This is a genomic window from Rhizobium zaerense (genome assembly GCF_051810725.1).
Taxonomy (GTDB): Bacteria; Pseudomonadota; Alphaproteobacteria; order Rhizobiales; family Rhizobiaceae; genus Rhizobium; species Rhizobium leguminosarum_I.
The window spans coordinates 1093307-1119430 of sequence record NZ_CM132690.1; the positions used below are offsets into that span (position 1 = coordinate 1093307).

At 61.7% G+C, this 26124-nt stretch carries 24 protein-coding genes; 20 read left to right on the top strand and 4 right to left on the bottom strand.

Annotation, left to right across the window (positions count from 1 at the left end):
• Positions 1–2 precede the first annotated feature (2 nt).
• From araH to ACS4RR_RS05305, 8 genes are all read left to right on the top strand, one after another.
• Positions 3–953, top strand: coding sequence for an L-arabinose ABC transporter permease AraH (gene araH / locus ACS4RR_RS05270; protein WP_003543150.1), 951 nt, complete (start codon positions 3–5; stop codon positions 951–953).
• On the top strand, positions 950–1840 hold the full coding sequence (locus ACS4RR_RS05275; protein WP_456189800.1) for an aldose 1-epimerase: 891 nt from the start codon (positions 950–952) through the stop codon (positions 1838–1840). Before araH ends, ACS4RR_RS05275 begins: the two co-directional genes overlap by 4 nt.
• A complete protein-coding gene (locus ACS4RR_RS05280) occupies positions 1841–2620 on the top strand; it encodes an SDR family oxidoreductase (RefSeq protein ID WP_456189801.1) in 780 nt (259 codons plus the stop codon).
• 208 nt (positions 2621–2828) lie between these two features.
• The gene (locus ACS4RR_RS05285) at positions 2829–3260 is read left to right on the top strand and encodes an OsmC family protein (protein ID WP_170257601.1); all 432 of its coding nucleotides are present in this window, start codon (positions 2829–2831) and stop codon (positions 3258–3260) included.
• A gap of 273 nt (positions 3261–3533) precedes the next feature.
• Positions 3534–4142, top strand: a complete 609-nt coding sequence (locus tag ACS4RR_RS05290; RefSeq protein WP_017989495.1) for a TetR/AcrR family transcriptional regulator — start codon at positions 3534–3536, stop codon at positions 4140–4142.
• 48 nt (positions 4143–4190) lie between these two features.
• On the top strand, positions 4191–5330 hold the full coding sequence (locus ACS4RR_RS05295) for an efflux RND transporter periplasmic adaptor subunit (protein ID WP_456189802.1): 1140 nt from the start codon (positions 4191–4193) through the stop codon (positions 5328–5330).
• 26 nt (positions 5331–5356) lie between these two features.
• Positions 5357–8503 (top strand): efflux RND transporter permease subunit, encoded by a 3147-nt coding sequence (locus ACS4RR_RS05300; RefSeq protein ID WP_456189803.1) that lies wholly within the window; start codon positions 5357–5359, stop codon positions 8501–8503.
• A 229-nt stretch (positions 8504–8732) separates the two neighbouring features.
• On the top strand, positions 8733–10643 hold the full coding sequence (locus ACS4RR_RS05305) for a beta-N-acetylhexosaminidase (RefSeq protein ID WP_260297160.1): 1911 nt from the start codon (positions 8733–8735) through the stop codon (positions 10641–10643).
• Positions 10644–10694: 51 nt separating this feature from the next.
• Here ACS4RR_RS05305 and ACS4RR_RS05310 read toward each other — a convergent pair whose 3' ends face one another.
• Positions 10695–11606, bottom strand: a complete 912-nt coding sequence (locus tag ACS4RR_RS05310) for an ROK family protein (protein WP_456189804.1) — start codon at positions 11604–11606, stop codon at positions 10695–10697.
• 326 nt (positions 11607–11932) lie between these two features.
• On the opposite strand from ACS4RR_RS05310, the gene ACS4RR_RS05315 reads away from it, so the two are divergent.
• The 9 genes from ACS4RR_RS05315 (at position 11933) to ACS4RR_RS05355 (ending at position 21859) form a co-directional block, all read left to right on the top strand.
• Positions 11933–12502 carry an exopolysaccharide biosynthesis protein gene (locus ACS4RR_RS05315; protein ID WP_246730980.1) on the top strand — a complete coding sequence of 190 codons (570 nt, stop codon included), beginning with the start codon at positions 11933–11935 and terminating at the stop codon, positions 12500–12502.
• 150 nt (positions 12503–12652) lie between these two features.
• Entirely contained in the window at positions 12653–13606 is a 954-nt protein-coding gene (locus ACS4RR_RS05320; RefSeq protein WP_017967990.1) for a sugar-binding transcriptional regulator, read from the top strand.
• A gap of 146 nt (positions 13607–13752) precedes the next feature.
• On the top strand, positions 13753–15063 hold the full coding sequence (locus ACS4RR_RS05325) for an ABC transporter substrate-binding protein (protein ID WP_017967989.1): 1311 nt from the start codon (positions 13753–13755) through the stop codon (positions 15061–15063).
• 138 nt (positions 15064–15201) lie between these two features.
• The gene (locus ACS4RR_RS05330) at positions 15202–16074 is read left to right on the top strand and encodes a carbohydrate ABC transporter permease (RefSeq protein WP_017967988.1); all 873 of its coding nucleotides are present in this window, start codon (positions 15202–15204) and stop codon (positions 16072–16074) included.
• Position 16075: 1 nt separating this feature from the next.
• Positions 16076–16906 (top strand): carbohydrate ABC transporter permease, encoded by an 831-nt coding sequence (locus tag ACS4RR_RS05335; protein WP_017967987.1) that lies wholly within the window; start codon positions 16076–16078, stop codon positions 16904–16906.
• An 18-nt stretch (positions 16907–16924) separates the two neighbouring features.
• Positions 16925–17923, top strand: a complete 999-nt coding sequence (locus tag ACS4RR_RS05340) for an ABC transporter ATP-binding protein (protein WP_222384500.1) — start codon at positions 16925–16927, stop codon at positions 17921–17923.
• A gap of 84 nt (positions 17924–18007) precedes the next feature.
• Entirely contained in the window at positions 18008–19489 is a 1482-nt protein-coding gene (locus ACS4RR_RS05345; RefSeq protein WP_222384501.1) for a mannitol dehydrogenase family protein, read from the top strand.
• A gap of 97 nt (positions 19490–19586) precedes the next feature.
• Positions 19587–20276: an HAD family hydrolase gene (locus tag ACS4RR_RS05350; protein WP_017967984.1), complete on the top strand. Its 690-nt coding sequence runs from the start codon at positions 19587–19589 to the stop codon at positions 20274–20276.
• Positions 20276–21859 carry an FGGY-family carbohydrate kinase gene (locus ACS4RR_RS05355; RefSeq protein ID WP_222384502.1) on the top strand — a complete coding sequence of 528 codons (1584 nt, stop codon included), beginning with the start codon at positions 20276–20278 and terminating at the stop codon, positions 21857–21859. Before ACS4RR_RS05350 ends, ACS4RR_RS05355 begins: the two co-directional genes overlap by 1 nt.
• A gap of 53 nt (positions 21860–21912) precedes the next feature.
• Here ACS4RR_RS05355 and ACS4RR_RS05360 read toward each other — a convergent pair whose 3' ends face one another.
• Entirely contained in the window at positions 21913–22767 is an 855-nt protein-coding gene (locus tag ACS4RR_RS05360) for a MurR/RpiR family transcriptional regulator (protein WP_162119114.1), read from the bottom strand.
• Between the two features lie 237 nt (positions 22768–23004).
• Between ACS4RR_RS05360 and ACS4RR_RS05365 the strand changes: the two genes are divergently transcribed.
• Positions 23005–23718 (top strand): sulfate transporter family protein, encoded by a 714-nt coding sequence (locus ACS4RR_RS05365; RefSeq protein WP_170277021.1) that lies wholly within the window; start codon positions 23005–23007, stop codon positions 23716–23718.
• Positions 23719–23721: 3 nt separating this feature from the next.
• On the opposite strand, the gene ACS4RR_RS05370 is transcribed toward ACS4RR_RS05365, so the two are convergent.
• On the bottom strand, positions 23722–24147 hold the full coding sequence (locus ACS4RR_RS05370) for a VOC family protein (RefSeq protein ID WP_162119112.1): 426 nt from the start codon (positions 24145–24147) through the stop codon (positions 23722–23724).
• A gap of 80 nt (positions 24148–24227) precedes the next feature.
• Here ACS4RR_RS05370 and ACS4RR_RS05375 point away from each other — a divergent pair, with 80 nt between their 5' ends.
• On the top strand, positions 24228–24806 hold the full coding sequence (locus ACS4RR_RS05375; RefSeq protein ID WP_222384503.1) for a TetR/AcrR family transcriptional regulator: 579 nt from the start codon (positions 24228–24230) through the stop codon (positions 24804–24806).
• Here the strand turns inward: ACS4RR_RS05375 and nth are convergent.
• A complete protein-coding gene (gene nth, locus ACS4RR_RS05380; RefSeq protein ID WP_222384504.1) occupies positions 24771–25577 on the bottom strand; it encodes an endonuclease III in 807 nt (268 codons plus the stop codon). The genes ACS4RR_RS05375 and nth overlap by 36 nt on opposite strands.
• Here nth and ACS4RR_RS05385 point away from each other — a divergent pair.
• Entirely contained in the window at positions 25576–26073 is a 498-nt protein-coding gene (locus ACS4RR_RS05385) for a DUF2244 domain-containing protein (RefSeq protein WP_170277179.1), read from the top strand. The two genes, nth and ACS4RR_RS05385, sit on opposite strands and share 2 nt — an antisense overlap.
• The last annotated feature ends 51 nt before the right edge of the window (positions 26074–26124 follow it).

The following is a 26124-nucleotide window of genomic DNA, read 5'->3' on the forward strand; positions in this document are numbered from 1 at the left end:
CGATGAATTCGTTGAAAAAAATCCTTCTCGGCGAACAGGGGCTGGTGGTGATCTTCGCTGCTGCCTTCGTGATCGTCTCGCTTTTCGTTCCGAACTTCCTGACCGAGCGAAACATGCTGGGGCTGCTGCAGTCGGTCGTCACGATCGGCATCGTTGCCTGCACGATGATGTTCTGCCTGGCGTCGCGCGATTTCGACCTCTCGGTCGGATCGATCGTCGCCTTCTCCGGCATGATCGCGGTGATGGTCTCGAATGCGACGGGCTCCATTCCGGTAGGGCTGCTCGCCGCCCTGCTATGCGGCGCCGTCGTCGGCTTCGTCAACGGCATCGTCATTGCGCGCTTTCGCATCAATGCGCTAATCACCACACTTGCGACCATGCAGATCGTCCGCGGGCTGGCGCTGATCGCGTCCGATGGCCGCGCCGTCGGCATCAACGATCCGGCCTTCTACCAGCTTGCCCTGTCGCGATTTCTGACGGTGCCGACGCCGATCTGGATCATGCTGATCCTTTTCATCCTCTTCGGTTTCGTGCTCAACCGCACCGTCTTCGGCAAGAACACCCTGGCGATCGGCGGCAATCCCGAGGCCTCGCGGCTTGCCGGCGTCAACGTCGTCAACATGCGCATCTGGATCTTTGCGCTGCAGGGGCTCGTCTGCGGCATTGCCGGCATCCTGCTTGCCTCGCGCATCACCTCCGGCCAGCCGAATGCGGCGACGGGGCTTGAGCTTTCGGTGATTTCGGCCTGCGTTCTCGGCGGCGTTTCGCTGGCCGGCGGCCGGGCGGCGATGAGCGGCGTCATCGTCGGCGTGCTGATCATGGGCATTGCCGAAAACGTCATGAACCTCTTGAATATCCAGGCGTTTTATCAGTATGTGGTCCGCGGGCTGATCCTGCTGATCGCAGTGTTGCTCGACAATTTGAGGTCTTCGGCTGCGGGACGGCGCGGATGAACCAGGGACAAGCTGGCGATGACATCGAAATGAGGCACGGCGATCTCGCCGTCCGGGTCAGCCGTCGGGGTGCCGCCGTCACCGCCGCGACCTATCGAGGCATGCCCTTTGTCGTGGCGGCCGGCGGGCCGGACGGAGCGATGGCGAATTTCGCGATGGTGCCGTTCGGCAATCGCGTGGAGGGCAACGCCATGTCCTTTGCCGGCCGAGACTATGCCTTCCAACCGAATGCTTCCGATCCGCTCTATCTCCACGGCGACGGCTGGCTCAGCTTCTGGCAGCTTGAAGATGCCAGCGCGGAGCATGCGCAGTTCTCCTTTTCCCGTAGTGCCGACGGGGTTTCACCCTATGCCTATTTTGCCCGGCAGGAGATCCGTCTCACCGGCGATGCTCTGGTGCTGAGGCTTTCCGTGGAAAACCGCGGCGAAGCGGCTCTTCCTTTCGGGCTCGGTCAACATCCCTTCTTCGCGCGGACGCCAAAGACGCGACTGACGATTGCGGCCGATCGCTATTGGAGCGAGCGGCCGGACCATCTGCCAGAGATGCCTGGCCCTGTGCCGGACCATTTCGATTTCAGATCCGAAAAGCTTTTGCCGCAGAGGTGGATGAACAATGCCTTCGAGGGCTGGAACGGGCGGGCGGCAATCGCCTGGCCGGAACTTGGAATTCAGGCGGCGCTGGAAACCAACGGTGCGCTCGATCGCTTTATGCTGTATATGCCGGTCAACCGGAGCGACTTCTTCTGCCTCGAGCCGATGAGCCACCTGCCGAACGGCCACCACCTTCCCGATTTCGGTGGGCTCACGCCGCTTGCGCCGGGAGAGGCGCTTGCCGGCACGGTGACGATCCTGATGTCGGCGCTGCCGGTTCAACCGGAGGAGGGATAGATGAGCGGCCGCCTGCAGGGCAAGAACATCCTGGTCACCGGCGCTGCGCAGGGTATCGGCCTTGCGATCGCAAAGGCTTTCATGCGGGAGGATGCCGCCGTCTTTCTCGTCGATCGCGACGCCGCGCTGCTGGTGAAGACAGCGAAAGACCTCCAGCGCAGTGGTGGCCGGCTTGGTTATCTGCCGGCCGATATCACCGATTCCGAGACGATCACCACGTTGGTCGCTCAGGCGAATGAAGAGATCGGACAGCTGAACGCGCTCGTCAACAATGCCGGGGTGAATGTCTTCGCCGAACCGCTCGAGACGACGGACGAGGAATGGAACCGCTGCTTCGACATCAATCTCAAGGGCGCATGGAATTGCTGCAGGGCGGTGCTGCCCGGCCTGATCGAACAGGGTGGCGGCGTCATCCTCAACATCGCCTCGACGCACGCTTTCACCATCATCCCGCACACATTTCCCTATCCGCTGGCAAAACACGCCCTGCTCGGAATGACGAAATCCTTAGGGCTCGAATATGCCGCCCGCAATATCCGCGTCAACGCGCTGGCGCCGGGTTATGTCTCGACGCAGAAGGTGATCGATTACTGGAACGGCTTTCCCGATCCGGAGGCGGCAAAGGCCGAGACGATGAAACTGCACCCCGGCGGGCGCATCGCGACGCCGGAGGAGATTGCCATGGCGGCCGTGTTCATGATCTCAGACGAGTGCCCGTTCATCAATGCCACATGCCTGACGATCGACGGCGGCCTCAGCATGCTGCAGCATTCCGCCTGAAGGGCTTCGACCCCGCTATTTTTACAAGCCTGTCGTCTTCTCGCGATAGAGCATTATATTGCCCATCGGGAAGGTTATCCGATCTCCCGCAGGCATGGAGCGGCGCCCTGCCGCTTCCTGGAAACAGTTGGAGCATGATGTCGTCCGAAAACCGTGTACACTTTTCGGCATCATGCGCTGAAAGCTCAATCGAAAACAGGAGGACGGCATGCAGATCAATCGTACGGCTTCGGCTCACTGGACCGGTGGCCTCAAGGACGGAAGAGGCCTGATCTCGACACAGAGCGGCGCCCTGAAGGATTATCCCTACGGCTTTGCGAGCCGCTTCGAAGGCGTTGCCGGCACCAACCCGGAAGAACTGATCGGTGCCGCCCATGCCGGCTGCTTCACCATGGCGCTGTCGTTGATCCTCGGGGAAGCCGGCTTTACCGCCGAGCATATGGAAACCTCTGCCAAGGTAACGCTCGAAAGCGTCGAGGGCGGCTTTGCCATTACCGCCATCCATCTTTCGCTCTCCGGCCGTATTCCCGGTGCCGATGAGGCGACCTTCACCGAACTCGCCAACAAGGCAAAGGCCGGCTGCCCGGTTTCCAAGGCGCTCGCCTCCGTTCCGATCACACTCGACGTCAAGATCGTCTGACACGTCATTTCATTGACCAGGCGCCGCGCGCTTCTCGCCGTGGCACTTTCCATTTGTCGCCTGCATTATCGGGTCCGCCTATCCCGAAGTCGTCGGCTGTCGGCATGACGCGGGCGGTACAGGCCTTCTCACCGCTAGATTGTCGCTTCCGCCGGATCGTGCTCGTCCCGCGACGATTTGTGCTGCGCCGCGGCATATTGACAAATAACGTCTTATATTTTACGACTGACGAAATTCGAAAATCGTCAGTCGTAAAATCAGGCCTCAAAACTTATGAACGACCTCGCGGAAAATACACTCGACATCACGCGGCAGGAGAATGTCACGCGCATTCTCGATGCGGCCGAGCGGCTGTTTCGGCACTATGGCTACAGCAAGACGACGGTGGCCGACATTGCCCGCGATCTCGGCATGTCGCCGGCCAATATTTATCGTTTCTTCGCCTCCAAGGTCGAAATTCATCAGGCGCTCTGCGGGCGCATGCTCGCCACAGCCTATCAAATCGCTTACGACATCCGCCATCAGCCGATCAGCGCCAGCGAGCGGCTGCGCCGTTATGTCGAGACCCAGCACCAGTTGACGCTGGATCTGATGCTCGACGAGATGAAGGTGCACGAGATGATCATCGTCGCGATCGAACGCGACTGGCATGTCATCGAGAAACATATCGACCGCGTCCATGATCTCATTGCGGAAATCATCGCCGAAGGCATTGCAGCCGGGGAATTCGCCGAGCAGGATCCGGTCGTTGCCTCGCGCTGCTTCGGCGCGGCGACGATCAATCTCTGCCACCCGCAGATGGTGGCGCAATGTCTTGCCAAAACCAACCGCGCAAGCGTCGACGAGCTGATCAGTTATGTGATCAGGGCGCTGAAGAAATAATGAACGGCAGCCGCCGCCGAAACCCCAAACGATCCAGGAGTGCGAAAGATGTTTTCGCTCAAGACCCTCAGCCATCGCATGCCGTCCGTCGCCAGTCTCGTGCTCTTCGGCGCCATCGGCATCGGCGTTTCCGCCTGCTCGGAAGAGAAGGCTGAGGTCAAGCAAGTCATCCGGCCGGTGAAGGTCGTCGAGATCGCCAAGGCCGGCGACACCCGCAAGCTCGACTATTCGGGCTCGGTCAAGGCGCGCACGGAGATGAACCTCGGATTTCGCGTCGCCGGCAAGATCACCGAACGCCTCGTCGATATCGGCGACAAGGTGAAGCCGGGCGACGTGCTCGCTCGGATGGACTCCACCGATTACCAGCTGGCGGTCAAGACGGCGGAAGCCAATCTCGCCGCCGCTGAAAAAGGCGTCGAAACCGCCGATCTCGTGAACAAGCGCAATCAGCAGCTGTTCGACAAGAATGTTTCGCCGAAATCCCAGCTCGAGCAAGCGTCGCTCAGCTACGATCAGGCCGTTTCAAGCCGCGATGCCGCCGTCTCGGCGCTCGAACAGGCGAAGAACCAGGTGAGTTATGCGGAGCTGAAAGCCGACCACAACGGGATTGTCACGACGATCAATGCCGATGTCGGCCAGGTCGTTGCGTCGGGCACTCCCGTCGTCGCCGTTGCTGTCGACGGCGAAAAGGAAGTGCAGATTGCGGTTCCGGAAAACGACATTGCCGAATTCAAGCCGGGCAAGACAGTCAAGGCCAGCTTCTGGGCCGACGACAGGCTGGTGCTCGACGGCAAGGTGCGCGAGGTTTCCGGCAGCGCCGACCAGCAGTCGCGTACATTTGCGGTTCGGGTGAGCCTGCCGAACGATCCGCAGGTGTTGCTCGGCATGACGGCGACGATCGAGGCCGATGTCAGCAATGGCAACAGCTATGTCTCGATCCCACTCAGCGCATTGGCTGAAAAGGACGGCAAGCAGATGGTCTGGACCGTCGACCGCGACACGGCGACCGTGCATGGCCGCGACATCAAGGTTGCCGATTTCACCGGCGACGGCGTGCATGTGACCGAGGGTCTCGATACCGGCGATCTCGTCGTTTCGGCCGGCACGCAGTTCATGAGCGAAAACCTGAAGGTGAAGGTGCCGGACCAGCAGTCGGCCCTGGCTGCCACGGACCAGACCGTCCGCTGAACGCGCCATAAAGAGAGAACAGGACCATGGACGCCACCACAACCGAAAAGCGGCCCTTCAATCTGTCGCGCTGGGCGATCGGGCATCCGAGCATCGCCCGCTTCCTCTTCGGGCTGATCATCATCACCGGCGTGCTCGGCCTGATGCGCATGGGCCAGCGCGAGGACCCCGAATTCACCTTCCGCGTCATGGTCGTTCAGGCGATCTGGCCGGGCGCTTCCATCCAGGAAATGGAAGATCAGGTCGTCAACAAGATCGAGCGCAAGCTGCAGGAAACGCCGCATATCGACTGGGTCAAGTCCTATACGCGGGCGGGCAGTGCGATCATCACCCTGCAGGTCAAGGGCGACACGAATTCGCAAGAGGTGGCGGATGCCTTCTACCAAGTGCGCAAGAAGGTCGGCGACATCTCCAACGAGCTGCCGCAGGGCCTGCTCGGCCCTTATTTCAACGACGAGTTCGGCGATACCTTCATCACGCTGCATTCGATCAGCGGCGACGGCTATTCCTATCCGGAGCTGAAGAAATTCGCGATCCAGGCGCGCGACATGTTGCTGACGACGCCGGGCGTCGAGAAAGCCGTCATCATCGGCGACCAGCCTGAGAAGATCTATGTCGACGTCTCGTCCAAGTCGCTCGCCGAGCGCGGCCTGACGATCCTCGATCTGCAGAATGCCATCAAGGGCCAGAACAATGTCGATCCGGCAGGCTCGGTCGATACCGGCCTGCGGTCGGTGCGCATATCGGTCGAAGGCGACGTGAAGAAAGCAGCCGACATCCGCGAACTGCGCCTTCGCGCCGGCGGTCAGGTGACGCGCCTCGGCGATATCGCCACCGTCAGTTCCGGGCTCGAAGATCCCTACCAGCGCAAGTACCGTTTCAACGGCCACGACAGCGTTCAGGTCGGCGTCGTGATGGCCAAGGGCTTCAACGTTACCGATGTCGGCAAGGGGGTGGAGGCGACCTATCAGCGCTTCGAGGAGGCGCTGCCCTACGGCGTTGCCGTCGACCAGATCGCCAACCAGCCCGACGTGGTGACGGATGCTGTCAGCGAATTCATGCATGCGCTCGGCGAAGCTCTCATCATCGTGCTGGTCGTCTCGTTCGTGTCGATCGGCTGGCGATCGGGCCTCGTCATCGCCATCGCCATTCCGCTGGTACTCGCCGCCACCTTTGCGCTGATGTACGAACTCGGCATCGATCTGCAGCGCATCTCGCTCGGCGCGCTGATCATCGCGCTCGGCCTGCTCGTCGACGATGCGATGATCGTCGTCGAGATGATGGAACGAAAGCTGGAGGAGGGGCTCGTCAAGATCGAAGCGGCAAGCTTCGCCTATTCCTCGACCGCCTTCCCGATGCTGACGGGCACGCTGATCACCACGGCCGGCTTCATTCCCGTCGGCTTCGCCGCCTCGACGGCCGGCGAATATGTGCGCTCGCTGTTCTACGTCGTCGGCATCGCGCTCGTCACCTCGTGGTTCGTCGCGGTCTACTTCACGCCGTGGCTCGGCTATATGATCCTCAAGCAGCGCCATCATGCCGGCGAGCATCGCGACGCCTTCGACACCGGCTTTTACCGTCGGCTGCGCGGCACGGTCGGCTGGGCGGTGCGCCACCGGGTCATCGTGCTGCTGCTGACGCTCGGCACCTTCGTCACCAGCCTCTGGGCCTTCCAGTTCATTCCGCAGAATTTCTTCCCGCAATCCTCGCGGCCGGAAATTCTCGTCGATCTCTGGCTACCCGAGGGCACCAGCATTCGGGAAGTCGAGGTGCAGGCAAAGGCGCTCGAAGCCAAGATGATGGATGATCCCGACAAGCGGTTCATCGCCACCTATATCGGCGAAGGCGCGCCGCGCTTCTTTCTGCCGCTCGACCAGCAGCTGCGCAATCCGAACTTCGCCCAGCTGCTCGTCATGGCCAATGACGAACCGGCACGCGAGCGGCTGATCGTCAAGCTGCGGACGATCCTTGCGGAAGACTTCCCCGACATTCGCGGCAAGGTCGACCGCCTCTTCCTCGGTCCGCCGACCGGCTGGCCGGTGCAGATGCGCGTCATGGGACCCGACCGCCTGAAAGTCAGGGAGATCGCCGATCAGGTAAAGGCGCGCTTCCAGGCCAACCCGGAGCTCGGCGCCATCCATGACGACTGGCTGGAAGAGGTGCCGGCGATGAAGCTGGTGATCGACCAGGACCGCGCCCGGGCACTCGGCGTCACTTCGCAGCGCGTACGCCAGGTGCTGCAGACCGCCATGTCGGGGACGTCGCTCGACGATTTCCGTGACGGCGAGGAGACGGTCTCGATCGTCGCTCGCGAGCCGAATTCCAGCCGTTCGCTGCTGTCGGCCGTCAATTCCGTCTATGTGCCGACGGACTTCGGCAGTTTCGTGCCCGTTTCGCAGGTCGCCAAGGTCGTGCCCGTCATGGAGCATGGCGTCGAATGGCGTCGCGACCGGCTGCCGACGATCACCGTGCGCGCCACGCTGCCGGACGGCGTGCAGCCGAACGACGTGGTGATGAAGATGTATGCCGACATGAAGGACCTGCGCGACAGCCTGCCGGCCGGCTACAATGTCGAGATCCAGGGCGGCGCCGAGGATGCGGCGGAGAGCCAGATGTCGATTGCCGCCAAGGCGCCGATCATGCTCGCCGTCATCATCGTGCTGCTGATGATACAGCTGCAGCATTTCGGCAAGGCGATGCTGGTGCTCGCCACCGGCCCGCTCGGGATCATCGGTGCGGCGGCCGCATTGCTGATCAGCGGCGCGCCTTTCGGCTTCGTGGCGATCCTCGGCGTCATCGCCCTGCTCGGCATCATCATGCGCAACTCGATCATCCTGGTCGATCAGATCGATCAGGATATCAAGGCCGGCATGCACCGGCAGGAGGCGATCGTCGGTGCTGCCGTGCGGCGTTTCCGGCCGATCATGCTGACGGCGCTGACCGCGGTGCTGGCGCTGATCCCGATTTCGCGCGGCGTCTTCTGGGGCCCGCTCGCCTACGCGATGATGGGCGGCATCCTGGTTGCCACAGTGCTTACCATTCTGGTTCTGCCCGCCGGTTACGCCCTCTTCTTCGGCCGGGAGCCGAAGGCAAAGGACGAGCCAGGCCAGCATGCCGACGCCATCCAGGAAGAGGCGGATGACAGATATCCGCCGGCGTTGGCAGCAGAGTGAGGACGGCGCGGCGAAAGCCGCGCCGTTTTCTTGCAGGGTCAGCTCTCCGTCAAAGCACGTTGCTGCTTAGCCGCGGCTCGGCAGCCAGCCTTTGAACGGCTCATCGCTGTCCGCTCTGCCTCGGACCCGGGCCACGATTCCATTGCCGCCTCGAAAAAGCTAAGCTGCGAAAGCATGCCGGGAGACCAACCGCGATCCCGGCCACTCAGCGACGAGGCAGGGCACGACCATGGTCGATTACCATCTGGAAGCAAGCTGGAGCCCGATCGAGGACAGTTTCGGGCGCCTCACCTTCACGCTTTTCAATCTTTCGGCAGAGCTGCTGTCCGGCTTCTCGCTCGCCTATACGTCAGAGACGCGGGTTGCCGACAAACATGTCTGCGACGGCGGCAGCCTCAGGCGGCAGGTCGCGCATTTCCACGAATTCCTGCCGCCCGAAGGGCTGAGCGTGCCGCCCGGCGGGCGCTGGCGGTTCACCGTCGAGGGGCTGACCAGGGCGCCGAAACATATGACATCAGGCGTCAAATCGGCCTATCTGACACTTGGCGACGGACGCCACGTTCCGGTTGGTTTCGGCGATCTCATGCTCGAAGGCCGGGATGCTGGCGTGGCGCCGCCGCTTCTGCCGCCGGGCCGCGCCGAGGAACCTTATTCGCTGCTGCCTTGGCCGCTGGCGCTTGGGCTGAAGGCGGGAGAGCTGCCGGTCGTCCTTCATCCGGTCGAGCGGACGCCGCCCGATGCGGTCAAGGCGCTCTCGCTGGTTCTTGCGCTTTACCAGCGGCTCTATCCGGCCGACAATATGCCGTTTTCCCTCAGTGCCGTCGAAGGCGGGCGGGCCATTCGTTTCGTTACCGAATCGTCGATCGCCGCCTCTGCTTACGAATTGCGTTTTACGGCGCATGAGATCGTGCTTTCGAGTGCGGATACGGCCGGGCGGCATTACGGGCTGATCAGCCTGGCGCAACTGCTGCACGGCTCCCGCGCCGATCGCGAGCGCTTCAAATTCCCCAATTTCGGCACAATCGCCGACCAGCCGCGTTATGACTGGCGCGGCTGCCATCTCGATGTGTCCAGGCAGTTCTATCCGGTGGCAGACGTCGTGCGGCTGATCGATATTCTCGCCTGGAACAAGCTCAACATCTTCCACTGGCATCTGACCGACGACGAAGCGTGGCGGCTGGAGATCAAGGCCTATCCGGCGCTGACGGAGATCGGTGCCCGGCACGGGCCGGATGAAGTGCTCGTGCCGCAGCTCGGCGACGGGGCTGAGACGCGCTCCGGCCATTACACGCAGCAGGACGCCAGGCGGATCGTTGCGCATGCAGCCTCGCTGCATATCGAAGTGGTGCCGGAAATCGATATTCCGGGTCACAGCACGGCGACGCTGTTCTCGTTGCCCGAACTCGTCGACGGGCAGGAGGCGCCGGACAGTTACCGCTCGGTGCAGGGTTATCCGAACAACGCCCTTAATCCGGCGGTGGAATTCACCTATGAATTTCTCGGCAAGGTGTTCGATGAGATGGTGACGCTGTTTCCCGGCGAATATCTTCATATTGGCGGCGACGAGGTGGCGCATGGCTCCTGGCTTTCCTCGCCGCTCTGCAAAGTGCTGATGGAGCGGGAGAAACTTGCCGGCACTGCCGAGCTGCAATCCTATTTCCTGAAACGCATCAAAGCCATGCTGTCGGAGCGCGGCAAGAAGCTCGCCGGTTGGAACGAGGTCTCGCATGGCGGCGGCGTCGATCGCGACGGCACGCTGCTGATGGCCTGGGAAAAGCCGGCCGTCGGCATCGAGCTCGCGCAAGAAGGTTACGACGTGGTGATGACACCGGGGCAGGCCTATTATCTCGACATGGCGCAGGCGGAGGCCTGGGCCGAGCCGGGCGCCAGCTGGGCGGGCCACGCACCGCCGGAACACACCTATGCTTACGAGGCCGAGGGCGAGCTGCCGGAGGCGCTGCAGGAGAAGATGCGCGGCATCCAGGCCTGTATCTGGACCGAGAACTTCGTCTCGCGCGCCTATTTCAACCGGCTGGTTTTTCCGCGTCTCCCGGCAATCGCCGAGGCTGCCTGGACGCCTTTGGCGCGCAAGGACTGGGATCGGTTCGCAGCAATCGTGCGGATGTGGCCGGTGCTTTAAGGAATGGCAATTGCGGACGGAAGATCGCTTCGCACTTTTCGCGGAATTGCTTCAGTCCGCCTTGGCCTTCAGTCCCAGCAGTGCCGCGCCGATCAGACCGGGTTCGATGCGGCATTCGCTGCGCACCACCAGCGGGCGATCGAGCTTGCGCAGGATGCGGGCGCGCACCGCGTGGTCGAGCGCGGCAAGCAGCGGCTCGGCATTGGAAAGCCCACCGCCGACAGGCACGATGGTCGCGCCGGTGATGTTGATCGTCAGCGCCAAGGGCGAGGCGACGAGATCGACATAGACGTCGATCGTCCGTGTCGCCTTCTCCTCTCCATGGCGCCACTGAGCGATGATCTCCTCGCTGGCAAGGTCGAGATCGTGCAGCGTCTTGTGCAGGCGCTCGAGGCCGCGGGCGCCGCCGACGGTGTCGACGCAGCCCCTCTGGCCGCAGCCGCAGGCATAAGCGGGAATGGCGACCGGCGGGTTGCCGGCCGCGGATGCGATGATCGGCCCGTGACCCCATTCGCCGGCAAAGCCGCCGGCCTCGTTGACGAGGCGCCCGTCGGCAACCAGGCCGCCGCCGACGCCGGTGCCGAGGATGGCGCCGAAGACGATGCGGTGGCCGCGGCCGGCGCCGAGACCGGCTTCGGCCATCGCGAAACAGTCGGCATCGTTGGCGATCAGCACCGGCAGGCCGAGTTCGGCTTCGAGATCGGCGCCAAGCGTGCGTTCGTGGATGCAGGGAATGTTGGCGCAGATCAGGCGCTGCGTATCGGGATCGACGACGCCGGCGATGGAGAGGGCGATGCGGCTCGCCTGTTCGCCGGTTTCGGCGATGATGTCGCGCAGGGTCTCGACGAAAGCGGCAAAATCATCCCTGGGCGTCGGGCGGCGGCCGAGGGGAACGATGTCTGTCTCGGAACGAGCGATGCCGCCCTTGATGGCGGTGCCGCCGATGTCGAATGAAATGATCATTGCCACTCTGCCGTTTCTCTCCCGCGTCTGCTTGCATTGTTGGCGGGGAATTTCAAGCGCTCATTCGGCGGCGGTGTCGCCGGGTTTAGGGTCGTGCCGTGTGGCACCTCCGCTGTTCTGCCGGACATCTCTCCTACAAGTGGGGAGATCAGATAGGCGGGAGGGGTTTCCGTCCCCGCAAGTCATTCAATTGGCATATTGCATCGCCAGAATCCGGCCCTACACTTTCATCAACTGCCGGACCCACGACCATCGATACGAGAGAAAACAGTACCATCCGAAGACCACGTCCCAAAGGCCGCCGCCTCTCATCCATTTTGCGGCAAATGGCCGCCGATCAAAGCCGCGAACGGATCTCGATCGGCGATCTGTTCGACACGATGGGCGACAGGGCGATCAGCGCGTTGATGCTGATCTTCGCGCTTCCGAACGCCTTTCCTACGCCGCCGGGCACCTCGGCCGTGCTCGGGGCGCCATTGGTCTTCCTGGCAGCGCAACTGACCTTTGGGCTGAAACCCTGGCTACCGAAGGTGATTGCCAACCGTTCGATGCGCCGGGAGGATTTCGAGGCCATTGTCGGCCGCATCTACCGCTGGCTCGCCTGGGCCGAACGCATGCTGAAACCAAGGCTTGCGATCTTCGCCGAACCGCCGGCGGAATATCTTGCGGGGGCGGCATGCCTGCTGCTGGCGATCGTGCTGCTGCTGCCGGTCCCGCTCGGCAACATGCTGCCGGCGATCACGATCTCGGTCTTCGCCTTCGGCATATTGGGCCGTGACGGTCTCTTCGCGCTCATCGGCTTCGTGATGACGGCCGTGTCGCTCGTCGTCGCCGGCGGGGTGATTTACGGTCTCGTGAAGGCGGCGATCTATCTCGTCGTGCAATGGTTTGCCTAAACGGAGTTTGCTTGAGTGACGGCCGTTATTTGGCGAGGCTCTTTGCAATAGGCTCGACATTTGCCGGAATTTTGTTTTGATCTGGCGCGATACAGACTCAAATCATGTTCGGCGCCGGCCCGCCGGCTCACTTTGCGCGATAGGCATTAGATGGTAAAAAGATCCGAGACCCCCGCACGGCTGGACGATGCGGCGCGTGCCGGCTGGCTCTATTACGTCGCCGGGCGCACGCAGGATGAAATCGCCGCGGCGATGGGCATTTCACGACAATCGGCGCAGCGGCTGGTGTCGCTGGCGGTCGCCGAGCGCCTGATCAAGGTGCGGCTCGATCATCCGATCGCCGCCTGCCTGGAACTCGGCAATCAGCTGCGTCGGAAATTCGGGCTGAAACATGTGGAGGTGGTGCCGAGCGATCCCGCGTCGTCGTCGACGACGGTCGGTATTGCCGAGGCGGCCGCGGCCGAGATCGAGCGGTGGCTGAAACGGCCGGAGCCGATCGTACTCGCCATCGGGACCGGCCGCACGCTGAAGGCGGCCGTCGACCAGCTTCCGGCGATCGAATGTCCCAATCACCGCATCGTTTCGCTGACCGGCAATATTGCCCCGGACGGATCGGCCGCCTATTACAACGTCATCTTCAGCATGGCCGATGCCGTGAAGGCGCGGCACTATCCGATGCCGTTGCCGGTGCTCGTCACCTCGGCGGAGGAGCGGGAGCTGCTGCATGGCCAGCAGCTGGTACGCTCGACGCTTAATATAAGCGCGCAAGCCGATGTCACCTTCGTCGGCATCGGCGAGCTCGGCATCGATGGGCCACTCTGCGTCGATGGTTTTCTCGAGAAGGACGAGATGATGGAACTGATGCGCGGGGGTGCTGTCGGCGAAATCTGCGGCTGGATCTTCGATGTCGACGGCAGGTTGATCGACAACCCGATCAACGAGCGCGTCGCATCTGCCCCGATCCCGTCCCGCGATGCATCGATGGTCATTGGGCTGGCCAAGGGCAAGCGCAAGTTCAAGGCGATCAGGGCCGCCGTTGTCGGTCATCAAATCAATGCTCTGATCACTGACGAAGAGACGGCCGAGTTTTTGCTCAAGAGCTGAGCAAAAAATATCCGATTTAAATCAAGGGTATCACTACTGCCTTCGGCGTTGCAGCAACGATTGCCGATTGACATTCTTTATCGTTTGTTGAGTAATTGCCCATGAGCGAAGCGAATGCTCACACCCCATCTTCTGGGAGGAAGATTATGACATTGAGAACTTTTCTGCTGGGCGCCTGCTCAGCACTGGCGTTTGCCGGCATGGCTTCGGCCGAGACACTGACAATCGCGACCGTGAACAACGGCGACATGATCCGGATGCAGAAGTTGACGGATGATTTCAAGGCGAAGAATCCCGGCATCGACCTTGAATGGGTAACGCTCGAAGAAAACGTGCTGCGCCAGAAGGTCACGACCGACATCGCGACCAAGGGCGGCCAGTACGACGTCTTGACGATCGGCACTTATGAAGTGCCGATCTGGGCAAAACAGGGCTGGCTGGTGCCGCTCGACAATCTCGGCGCCAACTACGACGTCGACGACCTGCTGCCGGCGATCCGCAGCGGCCTGACCGTGGACGGCAAGCTCTATGCGGCGCCGTTCTACGGCGAAAGCTCGATGGTCATGTACCGCAAGGACCTGTTCGACGCCGCCGGCCTGAAGATGCCGGACGCGCCGACCTGGGACTTCATTGCCGACGCTGCCCGCAAGATCACCAACAAGGACAAGGAAGTCTACGGCATCTGCCTGCGCGGCAAGGCCGGCTGGGGCGAGAACATGGCCTTCCTGACGGCCATGTCCAATTCCTTCGGCGCACGCTGGTTTGACGAGAAGTGGAAGCCGCAGTTCGATCAGCCGGAATGGAAGGACACGCTCGACTTCTACGTCAAGCTGATGAAGGATGCAGGCCCTCCTGGCGCCTCCTCCAACGGCTTCAACGAGAACCTGGCGCTGTTCCAGACCGGCAAGTGCGGCATGTGGATCGACGCAACGGTTGCCGCTTCCTTCGTCGCCGATCCGAAGCAGTCGCAGGTCGCCGACAAGGTCGGCTTCGCGCTCGCCCCGGACAAGGGCCTCGGCAAGCGCGGCAACTGGCTCTGGGCCTGGAGCCTTGCCATCCCGGCAGGTTCGCAGAAGGCCGAAGCTGCCGAGAAGTTCGTCGCCTGGGCCACGAGCAAGGAATACAGCAACCTCGTCGCCGAGAAGGAAGGTTGGCTGAACGCACCTCCGGGCACTCGCAAATCTCTCTACGCGAATGCGGACTACCAGAAGGCGGCTCCCTTCGCCAAGATGACGCTCGACTCGATCGAGTCGGCCGACCCGACCAAGCCGACCGTCAAGCCGGTCCCCTATGTCGGCGTCCAGTTCGTGGCGATCCCGGAATTCCAGGGCATAGGCACGGCAGTGGGTCAGCAGTTCTCGGCAGCCCTTGCCGGCCAGCTTTCGGTCGACCAGGCCCTGAAGAGCGCACAGCAACTGGCAACCCGCGAAATGACCAAGGCCGGTTACATAAAATAGAACCTCCCGAGCAAGAGGCGGATACTTGACATTCCGCCTCTCTGGGCCGCCGATTGCCCGAACTGCATCGGCGGCCTCTTTTTTCAGACATAGCTGCCTTGCGGCCGCTCCCCGCTTCAGTCCAGATCGGTGATTGCCATGGCAACCTTACACACCCGCTCCTCCGCGCGTCTGATGATTGCGCCCTCCGTGCTGCTGCTTTTTGCATGGATGATCGTCCCACTTGCGATGACGATCTATTTCTCGATGCTGAACTACAATCTGCTCAGCCCCGGCATGGAGAGCTTCGTCGGCTTTCTGAACTACGAATATTTCCTATCCGATCCGGCCTTCATCGCCGCGCTGGTCAATACGCTGCTGCTCGTGGCCGGCGTTCTATTGATCACCGTCATCGGTGGTATCGCCTTTGCGCTGCTGCTCGACCAGCCGATGTACGGCCAGGGCATCGTGCGCATCCTGGTGATCGCGCCGTTCTTCGTCATGCCGACGGTGGCAGCACTCGTCTGGAAGAACATGTTCATGAACCCGGTCAACGGGTTGTTTGCCCATCTTGCCAAGGCGATCGGCTTGCAGCCGATCGATTGGCTGGCGAATGCGCCGCTGTTTTCCGTCATTCTGATCGTCGCCTGGCAGTGGCTGCCCTTTGCCACCCTCATCATGTTGACCGCGTTGCAGTCGCTCGACGAGGAGCAGAAGGAAGCCTCCGAAATGGATGGCGCCGGTCCGATCTCGAAGTTCATCTACATCATCCTGCCGCACATGGCGCGTGCCATCACCGTGGTGATCCTGATCCAGACGATCTTCCTGCTTTCGGTCTTTGCCGAAATCCTCGTCACCACCAACGGCGGACCGGGCACCGACAGCACCAACCTCACCTACCTCGTCTATGCCCAGGCGCTGCTGCAGTTCGATATCGGCGGGGCATCGGCCGGCGGTATCGTGGCTGTTATCCTCGCCAATATCGTCGCGATCTTCCTCGTGCGCCTCGTCGGCAAGAATCTGGAGGCTTGAGATGGCCAGAAAAGTCACAACGAAGCGCAAGCTCATCGTCACCGCGATCGCCTGGACGCTCGGTATCCTGATCTTCTTCCCGATCCTGTGGACGTTCCTGACCAGCTTCAAGTCGGAAGCCGACGCCATTGCCTCGCCGCCGCAGTTCCTGTTCTTCCACTGGACGACGGAAAACTATGCCGAGGTGCAGAGCCGGTCGAACTATCTCAGCCACTTCATGAACTCGGTGATCATCTCCTTCGGCTCGACGCTGATCGGCCTGATCATTGCCATTCCGGCCGCCTGGGCGATGGCGTTTTCGCCGACCAAGCGGACCAAGGACGTGCTGATGTGGATGCTGTCGACCAAGATGATGCCACCTGTGGGCGCACTGATCCCGATCTATCTGATGTTCCGCAATTCGGGTCTACTCGACACGCGCACCGGCCTGGTGGTCGTGCTGACGCTGATCAACCTGCCGATCATCGTCTGGATGCTCTATACCTACTTCAAGGAAATCCCCGGCGAGATCCTCGAAGCGGCCCGCATGGACGGAGCGTCGCTGATGAAGGAAATCGTCTACGTGCTGACGCCGATGGCCGTGCCCGGCATTGCCTCGACGCTGCTTTTGAACATCATCCTTGCCTGGAACGAGGCGTTCTGGACGCTCAACCTCACCGCCTCGAAGGCGGCGCCGCTGACGGCCTTCATCGCCTCCTATTCCAGCCCCGAGGGCCTGTTCTACGCCAAGCTGTCGGCGGCATCGACGATGGCGATCGCGCCGATCCTGATCCTTGGCTGGTTCAGCCAGAAACAACTCGTCCGCGGCCTGACCTTCGGCGCTGTGAAATAAGATAAAAGGGAGAGAAACATGGGCAGCATTACCCTTCAGAAGGTTTCCAAGGTCTTCGGCGAAGCCAAGGTCATCCCGTCGATCGATCTCGACATCAAGGACGGCGAGTTCGTCGTCTTCGTCGGCCCGTCGGGCTGCGGCAAGTCCACGCTGCTCAGGCTGATCGCCGGGCTCGAAGACGTCTCGGGCGGCAAGATTGTCATCGACGGCCGGGACGCCACCGAAAAGGCGCCGTCTGAGCGCGGCCTTGCCATGGTGTTCCAGTCCTATGCGCTTTATCCGCATATGAGCGTGCGCAACAACATCGCCTTCCCGCTGAAGATGGCCGGCATCAACAAGGCGGAGATCGACCGTAAGGTGACGGATGCGGCCCGGGTGCTCAACCTCACCGACTATCTCGAGCGCAAGCCGCGCCAGCTTTCCGGCGGCCAGCGCCAGCGCGTGGCGATCGGCCGCGCCATTGTGCGCCAGCCTTCGGCCTTCCTCTTCGATGAACCGCTGTCGAACCTCGATGCGGCGCTGCGCGTCAATATGCGCCTCGAAATCAGCGAGTTGCATCAGCAGTTGAAGACGACGATGGTCTATGTCACCCATGACCAGGTCGAGGCGATGACCATGGCCGACAAGATCGTCGTCCTGAACGGGGGCAATATCGAGCAGGTCGGCTCGCCGCTCGAACTCTACAGCCGCCCCCGCAACCTCTTCGTCGCCGGCTTCATCGGATCACCCAAGATGAACTTCATCACCGGCCAGCACGCCGCCGCGCTCAACGCTCATACCATCGGCGTCCGGCCCGAACATGTGCTGTTGTCGATGGAGAGCGGCGATTGGAAGGGCAGGGTCGTGGTCGCCGAACATCTTGGTTCCGACACCTTCCTGCATATCGACGCCGATAGCATCGGCATGGTGACGGCGCGCGGTAGCGGCGACTTCCCGGCCAAAGCGGGAGACACGGTTTTCCTGACGCCGGACCGTTCGCGTATTCACAAATTCAACGAGGGCGGTCTTGCCATTTGAAGCGGACCGCCGGGGTGGGGGCAGGCATGCGAGCCGGACGATGGCGCCCGGCCGTCTCGGCAAGACCTTCAAGAGGACTGAAACATGACGTGCAAATTATCGCTGGCAACACTTTCGGATGTGGCGCGCACTGCTGCCATTCCTGGATATGACAGGGCATCGCTGAAAGCCGGCATCGTGCACTTCGGCGTCGGCAATTTCCACCGTGCCCACCAGGCGATCTATCTCGACGATCTCTTCAACGCCGGCATGGATCACGACTGGGCGATCGTCGGAGCCGGTGTGCTGCCGTCGGATGCCGCCATGCGCGAAAAACTGGCGGCCCAGGATTTCCTGACGACGGTGGTCGAACAGGACAACAACAAGACGGCGGCGCGCGTCACGGCACCGATGATCGACATCCTGGCGGTCGGCGATGCCGCTGCCATCATCGCCAAGCTTGCCGATCCCGAGATCCGCATCGTCTCGATGACGATCACCGAGGGCGGCTATTTCATCGATGCATCGGGCACCTTCAATCCGACCCATCCGGCGATTGCCGCCGACGGACAAAATCCCAACGCGCCGAAGACGGTGTTCGGCCTGATCGTCGCCGGCTTAAAGGCGCGGAGACACAAGGGCATCGGTCCCTTCACCGTCATGTCCTGTGACAACATTCCCCATAATGGCGTCGTCACCGCCAATGCCGTCGTCGGCACGGCCGCACTTTCGGACCCAGCCTTTGCCGATTGGATCCTGGCGAACGTCGCCTTCCCGAATGGCATGGTCGACCGCATCACGCCGGCGACCAGCCAGCGCGAGGTCGATTTCCTCCGGGATAATTTCCAGATCGAGGACAGTTGGCCGGTCTATTGCGAGGAATTCAAGCAATGGGTGCTCGAGGATAAGTTCACGGCCGGCCGGCCGGCGCTGGAAAAGGTCGGCGTCACTTTCGTTGCCGATGTCACGCCCTACGAGCACATGAAGATCCGCATCCTCAACGGCGGGCATGCCGCGATCGCCTATCCGGCGGCGCTGATGGACATTCATTTCGTTCATGATTCCATGGAAGACCCGCTGATCCGCGCCTTCCTTGCCAAGCTCGAGAAAGACGAGATCATCCCGATCGTGCCGCCGGTGCCGAACACGTCGCTGACCGATTATTTCGCGCTGATCGAACATCGCCTGCTCAATCCGAAGATTGCCGATACCATTCCGCGGCTGGCGCAGGATGGCTCCAACCGCCAGCCGAAATTCATCCTGCCGTCGACGCTCGACAATCTGCGTCAGGGTAGTGACGTTATCGGCCTGGCGCTGGTTTCAGCACTCTGGTGCCGCTATTTCGCCGGCAAGACCGACAGCGGCAAGGATATCGTCTTCAACGACGGCAGTGCAGAGCGCCTGCATGCGGCAGCGCTGAAAGCCAAGGACGACCCGTCGGCCTTCCTCGTCTTCGACGATATTTTCGGCGAAGTGGCGAAATCCGAACTTTTCCGCAAGCGCTTTGCCCATGCTCTCAAAACCCTGTGGGAAAAGGGCACGCGGGAGACGCTGCAGCTCTATCTCGACGGCAAGCTCGCAGTGTAAGGAATCCCGATGGCGGTATCTGCTGCCGCCATTCATCCGGCTTTGCGAGCGACGCGGGACGGTAACACGTGCGAACTGAACTCAGGTTGGGTCTTCCATGGCTGATGCTGAAACACGGCTAGTCATCTTCGATTGCGATGGCGTACTCGTTGACAGCGAGCCGATCTCGATCAGTGTGCTCGTCGGGGCGATGAACGATCTCGGCGTCTCGATCACCGAAGACCAAGCTTATGAGCGTTTTCTCGGCCGCAGCCTGTCTACTCTCATCGACACGCTGGAGACCGAATTCAACGTTCATGCCGGCGAGGAATTCCTCGAGCGCATCCGCACCGATCTTTACGCCCGTTTTCGCACAGAACTGAAGCCGATCGAGGGTATCGCCGCGGCCATCGACGGGCTTGGCGTTCCCTGTTGCGTTGCCTCGTCCAGCCAGATGGAGCGAATCCGCCTGTCGCTGTCGGTGACCGGGCTTCTCGACAAGCTGCCCGATATCTTCAGCGCGACGATGGTCAAGCGCGGCAAACCGGCACCCGATCTCTTCCTGCATGCGGCGCGTGAAATGCAGGTCGAGCCGGCTCATTGCCTTGTCGTTGAAGACAGCCCGGCCGGCGTTGCCGCCGCCAAGGCGGCAGGCATGACTGTCTTCGCCTTCACCGGCGGATCACACGCCAACTTCGCCGGATACCGTGCCGAACTCGACCGCCTTTCGCCGGAAGTGGTGTTTGACGCCATGCCGGATTTGATACACCTTGTCCGCAACCATAAGCTGGACGGGACCAAGACTTGATGCGTGATCATGTGGTTGCGGTGGATATCGGCACGGGCAGTGCGCGCGCCGGCGTCTTCGATGCACGCGGCCGACTGCTCGCCAAGGCCGAGCATCCGATCGTGATGAACCGGCCGCGCGAAAACCATGCCGAGCATGATTCCGAAGATATCTGGTCGGCCGCCTGCACGGCAGTGCGCAGGGCGATGGAGCAATCCGGCATCGCCGCCGCCTCGGTCGGAGCGATCGGTTTCGACGCCACCTGTTCGCTCGTCGTCCGTGATGTCGAGGGCCGGCAGCTTAGCGTTTCCACAGGCGGGGAGAGGCGTTTCGACACGATCGTCTGGCTCGATCATCGGGCGCTGAAGGAAGCCGATTTTTGCACGGCGACGCAGCACAGGGTGCTCGAACATTCCGGCCACGTGATGTCGCCGGAAATGGAGATGCCGAAGTTGATGTGGCTGAAGAAGAAGCTGCCGGCCACATGGGAAAAGGCTGGTTATTTCTTCGATCTCGCTGATTTCATGACGTGGAAATCGACCGGATCGCCCGCCCGTTCACGCTGCACGCTGACGGCGAAATGGAACTATCTCGCCCATCTCGAAGAGGGCTGGCAGCAGGATTTCCTCGAACGGATCGGCCTCGAGGATCTTCAGGCGCGCGGTCATCTGCCGGATGAGACCACGCCCGTCGGAGACAGCGTCGGCCGGCTGACGCAGGAAGCGGCGGAAGCGCTGGGTCTGACGACGGACTGCCATGTCGCTGCCGGGATGATCGACGCCTATGCCGGCGCACTTGGCGCGCTCGGCGGCTACGCCGCCGATCCTGTCAAACGCGAGCACCAACTGGCGCTGATTGCCGGCACGTCGAGTTGCATCGTTACCTTCTCACGGGAACGCAAGCCGAGCCATGGCATGTGGGGTCCCTATTACGAGGCTGTCTTCCCGCAGTCCTGGCTGGTGGAGGCCGGGCAATCGGCGACCGGCGCGTTGCTCGACCACATCGTGCGCATGCATGCGGCCGGTGGCGAGCCGACGGCGGCGCTGCATCAGAAGATCGTCGCGCGCATCGCCGAATTGCGGGCCGAGGAGGGCGATGACTTCGGTGCGCGGATCTTCGTGCTGCCGGATTTCCACGGCAACCGTTCGCCGCTTGCCGATCCGCATGCCGTCGGCGTTGTCAGCGGGCTGACGCTCGACACGTCCTTCGACGGGCTCTGCGCACTCTATTGGCGCTCTGCAGTGGGGATTGCGCTCGGCATCCGCCATATCCTGGAAATGATGAAGGAATACGGCTACATGCCCGATACGCTGCATATTGCCGGCGGGCATGTGAAGAACCCAGTGCTCATGGAGCTTTATAGCGATGCGACCGGCTGCAAGGTCGTGATGCCGAAGATGAACGAGGCGGTGCTGCTTGGCACGGCGATCGCAGCATCCGTCTCCTGCGGCTTGTACAAGGATCTGGCGACGGCCGGCGAAGCGATGTATCCGGGCGGCGACGAACGACTTGCCGACAAAGCGAAGCAGGCGCTCTACGACCGCGACTACCGCCGTCTTCTCGCCATGCACCGGCACCGCGCCGAATTGGAAACGATGCAATAAAGCGACGCTCTAAGGACGCTCCATCACATTGAATCTGCGTATAACCGTTCAAATTAATGGTTTACCGTCTCGCCGAGGACGGTCGCGAATTCCATCATGCGGCGGCGGCGAAGTGCGGCCTCCTCTCCGACTTGGAGGATGACGGATTCCGACAGGCAATCGAGCAGCGCGATCAGCGGCGGAAGATTGTCGAGATCGGGGGCGCGAGCGGGCGGCAAGGGCAGCATAACGTTCGACTGGTCCGCCATCCAGTCCGCTTGCTGCGGTGAAATGAGCACGACCTTATAGCCGTAGCGCCGCGCCGTTCTGGCCAGCAGCCGCGCCTTGGCGAAGCGGCGACAGTCGATGATGACAAGCAGCGCGTCGTCGACTGCCAGTCGGGCGAAAAGTTCCGCGAAACGGTTGTCGGCGGCGTCGAGCGTGCGCACACCGTCGCGAGCTTGCGTCAGCCGCTGGCAGAAATGATTGGCCAGGCTCGAGAGCCGCGCATGCGTGGCGATCGACACTTCGCGGGCAGTGCTGATCAAACTGACGGCTTCCGACCAGTGCGGCTGCGCCGTCAGATGATAGATATGATGGAGGGCCTGGATCTGTTCGGCAACCAGCACAGCGAGCGGTTTGCCCGCCGCGGCGTCCGCATGCAGCTCGCTCATGGCGCTTTGCAATTGCGCCGGCGATGCTGTCACGGTCTCGCGAATCTCCACCTTGACGCTGTCCAATCCCTGATAGCCGAGCGCGCGCAGGAAGCGCCCGACGGTCATCGGCGAAAGATCCAGCCTGTCGGCGACAGACGCAGCCGTCTCGAACGGCAGGTCGTTCAGGTGTTCGGTGAAATATTTCGCGATACGGCGTTCGGCCGGCGTGCCGGTTTTTGCGTATTGCCTGAGTTTGTGCACAAAGTCTTCCACGTTAGCCTCCCCCGTCTCCCCTCAGAGGCGTTCCGTGGGTGCGCTTTCTCGCCCCCTTGTCTTTGCAACTATTCTCGGAAGCTGCTTCTCAGGCCCATGCGTATTTTAGATGCCTTACAATATTATATTAGCATTCAGTTTTCGACAAGTTTTCTATTACAGAATGCAATTTTATTCTCTCTTGCCGATGGCCTCCACCTTTCCTACATCTTCGGCGCAACCGGAGACGCCTGGGACATGATTCTTGACGCCGCTCGACTATCGCTCGCCAATTTGTTCGCATCGGAAACGCGATCTGTCTTCTGGAAGGTACTCGGCCTGACGATTCTCGTGCTCGTCGGCCTCTGGTTCGTGCTGCGCGGGGCCTTCATGATCTTCCTCTTTCCTTGGCTCACGGGTTTTTTTCCCGATCTGCCGGATTGGGCGGGATGGCTCGCTTTCCTCTTCGCGATCCTGGCCGGTATCGGCCTTGCGTTGATGCTGGCGCTGCTGCTGTCGCCGGTCACGGCGCTGATCGCCGGCCTGTTTCTCGACGATGTCGCCGATGTCATCGAAAAGCGCGACTATCCCAAGGATGCGCCGGGCACCGCCATGCCGCTCGGTCCGGCGATGGCGAGCTCGATCAAGTTCCTCGGCGTGGTGATCCTCGGCAATATCGTGGCATTGTTGCTGCTGTTTATCCCCGGCGTCAATCTGGTCGCGTTCTTTCTGGTGAACGGCTATCTGCTCGGACGGGAATTCTTCGAATTCGCCGCCATGCGCTTCCGTTCGCCGGATGAGGCGCGGCTCTTCCGCGCCAAGCATGCCTCCACCGTCTTTCTCGGCGGGCTGGTAATCGCCCTCTTTCTGGCCATCCCGATCGTCAATCTTCTGACGCCCCTTTTCGCAGCCGGCATGATGGTGCATCTGCACAAGCTGATTTCCGCACGGGACACCGGGATGCGAGCCTGAGGCTCAACCGGGCAGGGCGGAGGCCTCGTACATCGCCGCGAATTCGGCGCTTGGCGGGATCAGCTTGATGATGTCGATCAGCACGCCGTTCGGATCGGCGGTGATGAAATGCCGCTGGCCGAAATCCTCGTCGCGGATTTCTCTCAGAATTGGCAGGCCGGCGCTCCGGCAGGCTGCATAGATCGCATCGACATCGGCGACCTCAAAATTGAGGAGCAGGCCGGACACCCTGCCGCGGGCTATGGCCGGAATGGTTTCGTGGCCGCCGTCAAGGACGGCAAGCGAGATATGCTCCTCCTCTGCCGATTGCAGGTGTACATACCAGTCGCTCTCGAACAGAGCTTTAAAGCCGAAATGCGTGCAATAGAAGCTGGCGGTGCCGGCGACGTCGTCGGTCATGATGACCGGATAATAGCTGGTCGCTTTCATCTCTTTCCTCCTTTTATTTGCATGCAATCTGTATGTTTTTGGGTATTAACATACATTCTGTTTGTATGTAAAGAGGACGTATGAGCCGCAGCAATCGCGAGAGAACGGAACAGACGAGACAGGCGCTGATCGATGCCGGTCGACGTCTCTTCGTCGAGAAAGGTTATCCCGAAACCTCGACGCCGGAGATCGTTGCGGCGGCTGGGGTAACGCGTGGCGCGCTCTATCATCATTTTGAAGACAAGAGGGCGCTTTTTCGCGCAGTCATCGAATGCGAGGCGAAAGCGGTGGCCGAGGAGATCGAGGCGCGCTCGGCGTGCTACGACGCGCCGCGTGCCGGGCTGATTGCCGGCGCCTCGGCCTATTTCGATGCAATGATGGCGCAAGGGCGCACGCGGCTACTGCTGATCGAGGCACCTGCCGTGCTCGGCCCGCCGGCGAGCGCGACGATCGATGCAGAGAATGCGCAAGCGACGCTGCGGGCAGGGCTTGCAGCTATGCTTCCGGAGGCCGGCGCTATGCTCGAACCGCTGACGTCGCTGCTATCGGCAGCCTTCGATCGCGCGGCGATCGCGATCGAGGCGGGCGCGGAAAGGCTGCATTACGAGCAGGTGATCGCTGTCCTACTCGACGGCCTCGCCGATCACCTGCGGCGGTAGCTCGACCAGCGGAGCCGGCACATCCCAACTCTTCTCCGGCGATTTGCAGAGATCGGCAATGATACAACGCTCGCATTCGGGCCGGCGCGCCTTGCAGGTGTAACGGCCATGCAGGATCAGCCAGTGATGGGCGTGATAGAGGTAATGGCTGGGGATCACCTTCATCAGCCGCGCCTCGACCTCGTCGGGCGTCTTGCCGGGGGCAAGCCTGATGCGATTGGCGATTCGGAAGATGTGAGTATCGACGGCCATCGTCGCCTGGCCGAAGGCCATGGAAAGCACGACATTGGCCGTCTTGCGGCCGACGCCCGGCAATTTCACCAGTTCGTCGCGCGTCTCCGGCACCTTGCCGCCGAATTGGTCGACCAGCATCTGCGAGAGCGCGATAACGTTTTTCGCCTTGTTGCGGTAAAGGCCGATCGTTCTGATGTAATCGCGCAGCCGCTCCTCGCCGAGATCGAGCATCTTTTCCGGCGTATCGGCAACCCTGAAGAGCGCGCGCGTCGCCTTGTTGACGCCAACATCGGTCGCTTGCGCCGAAAGTGCCACGGCGACGACGAGCGTGAAGGGGTTGGTGTGCTCGAGTTCGCCCCTCGGCTCCGGCCGCTGCACCGAGAAGCGGCGGAAGATCTCCTCGCGCTCGGCCTGGGAATAGGCCGTGCGCACCGCGGCTGGCGGTTTGCGGCGGACGATCACTTTCGTGTCCTGAGGCATCTTGTTAACGGATTTGAGTTTCGGATTTGCCATGGAAACTCTATACTCAGCAGCCATGATGGAAAGCAACGCCGACAGCTTCAACGAGCAGCCTGTTTTCGCCGCCGAGCTCTTTCCCCACCGGTCGCTCGGCCGCCGGGGCTTCAAGGTGTTGCTTGCCCTATCCGGTGCCGTCTGCTTGCTTTACGGCATGTTCTTCATCGCGACGGGGGCCTGGCCGATCGGCTTCTTCTTCGGACTGGATTTCGTGCTTCTCTACGGCGCATTCTGGCTGAATTACCGCTCCGGGAAAGCGCGCGAACAGGTGACGGTGTCGCGCACGGATGTGTCGGTGCGTAAGTTTGCGCCATCGGGACGGATGGTGGAGCATCATTTCAATCCGTCCTGGGCGCGCTTCCTCGTTCGCCGGCACCAGGAGATCGGCATCCTTTCCATGCATATCTTCGGCGAGGGCCGGCGTACGGATATCGGCTCCTTCCTCAATCCCGACGATCGCGAAAGCTTCGCCAAAGCCTTCAAGGGAGCACTGGCGACGGTCAAGCAGCGGATCTGAGCTAGAGCGGTTCAGCTTTTCACGGAAGCGCAGAACCGCTCTAACTTTTGT

Bases quoted from the DNA above. Each gene is read 5' to 3' on its own strand.
- ACS4RR_RS05345 (WP_222384501.1), top strand. From the start codon at position 18,008: ATGACGTGCAAATTATCGCTGGCAACACTTTCGGATGTGGCGCGCACT.
- ACS4RR_RS05325 (WP_017967989.1), top strand. From the start codon at position 13,753: ATGACATTGAGAACTTTTCTGCTGGGCGCCTGCTCAGCACTGGCGTTT.
- ACS4RR_RS05365 (WP_170277021.1), top strand. From the start codon at position 23,005: ATGATTCTTGACGCCGCTCGACTATCGCTCGCCAATTTGTTCGCATCG.
- ACS4RR_RS05275 (WP_456189800.1), top strand. From the start codon at position 950: ATGAACCAGGGACAAGCTGGCGATGACATCGAAATGAGGCACGGCGAT.
- ACS4RR_RS05350 (WP_017967984.1), top strand. From the start codon at position 19,587: ATGGCTGATGCTGAAACACGGCTAGTCATCTTCGATTGCGATGGCGTA.
- ACS4RR_RS05310 (WP_456189804.1), bottom strand. From the start codon at position 11,606: ATGATCATTTCATTCGACATCGGCGGCACCGCCATCAAGGGCGGCATC.
- ACS4RR_RS05290 (WP_017989495.1), top strand. From the start codon at position 3,534: ATGAACGACCTCGCGGAAAATACACTCGACATCACGCGGCAGGAGAAT.
- araH (WP_003543150.1), top strand. From the start codon at position 3: ATGAATTCGTTGAAAAAAATCCTTCTCGGCGAACAGGGGCTGGTGGTG.
- ACS4RR_RS05315 (WP_246730980.1), top strand. From the start codon at position 11,933: ATGGCCGCCGATCAAAGCCGCGAACGGATCTCGATCGGCGATCTGTTC.
- ACS4RR_RS05370 (WP_162119112.1), bottom strand. From the start codon at position 24,147: ATGAAAGCGACCAGCTATTATCCGGTCATCATGACCGACGACGTCGCC.
- ACS4RR_RS05295 (WP_456189802.1), top strand. From the start codon at position 4,191: ATGTTTTCGCTCAAGACCCTCAGCCATCGCATGCCGTCCGTCGCCAGT.
- ACS4RR_RS05375 (WP_222384503.1), top strand. From the start codon at position 24,228: ATGAGCCGCAGCAATCGCGAGAGAACGGAACAGACGAGACAGGCGCTG.
- ACS4RR_RS05280 (WP_456189801.1), top strand. From the start codon at position 1,841: ATGAGCGGCCGCCTGCAGGGCAAGAACATCCTGGTCACCGGCGCTGCG.
- ACS4RR_RS05340 (WP_222384500.1), top strand. From the start codon at position 16,925: ATGGGCAGCATTACCCTTCAGAAGGTTTCCAAGGTCTTCGGCGAAGCC.
- ACS4RR_RS05300 (WP_456189803.1), top strand. From the start codon at position 5,357: ATGGACGCCACCACAACCGAAAAGCGGCCCTTCAATCTGTCGCGCTGG.
- ACS4RR_RS05285 (WP_170257601.1), top strand. From the start codon at position 2,829: ATGCAGATCAATCGTACGGCTTCGGCTCACTGGACCGGTGGCCTCAAG.
- ACS4RR_RS05330 (WP_017967988.1), top strand. From the start codon at position 15,202: ATGGCAACCTTACACACCCGCTCCTCCGCGCGTCTGATGATTGCGCCC.
- ACS4RR_RS05335 (WP_017967987.1), top strand. From the start codon at position 16,076: ATGGCCAGAAAAGTCACAACGAAGCGCAAGCTCATCGTCACCGCGATC.
- ACS4RR_RS05385 (WP_170277179.1), top strand. From the start codon at position 25,576: ATGATGGAAAGCAACGCCGACAGCTTCAACGAGCAGCCTGTTTTCGCC.
- ACS4RR_RS05355 (WP_222384502.1), top strand. From the start codon at position 20,276: ATGCGTGATCATGTGGTTGCGGTGGATATCGGCACGGGCAGTGCGCGC.
- nth (WP_222384504.1), bottom strand. From the start codon at position 25,577: ATGGCTGCTGAGTATAGAGTTTCCATGGCAAATCCGAAACTCAAATCC.
- ACS4RR_RS05305 (WP_260297160.1), top strand. From the start codon at position 8,733: ATGGTCGATTACCATCTGGAAGCAAGCTGGAGCCCGATCGAGGACAGT.
- ACS4RR_RS05320 (WP_017967990.1), top strand. From the start codon at position 12,653: ATGGTAAAAAGATCCGAGACCCCCGCACGGCTGGACGATGCGGCGCGT.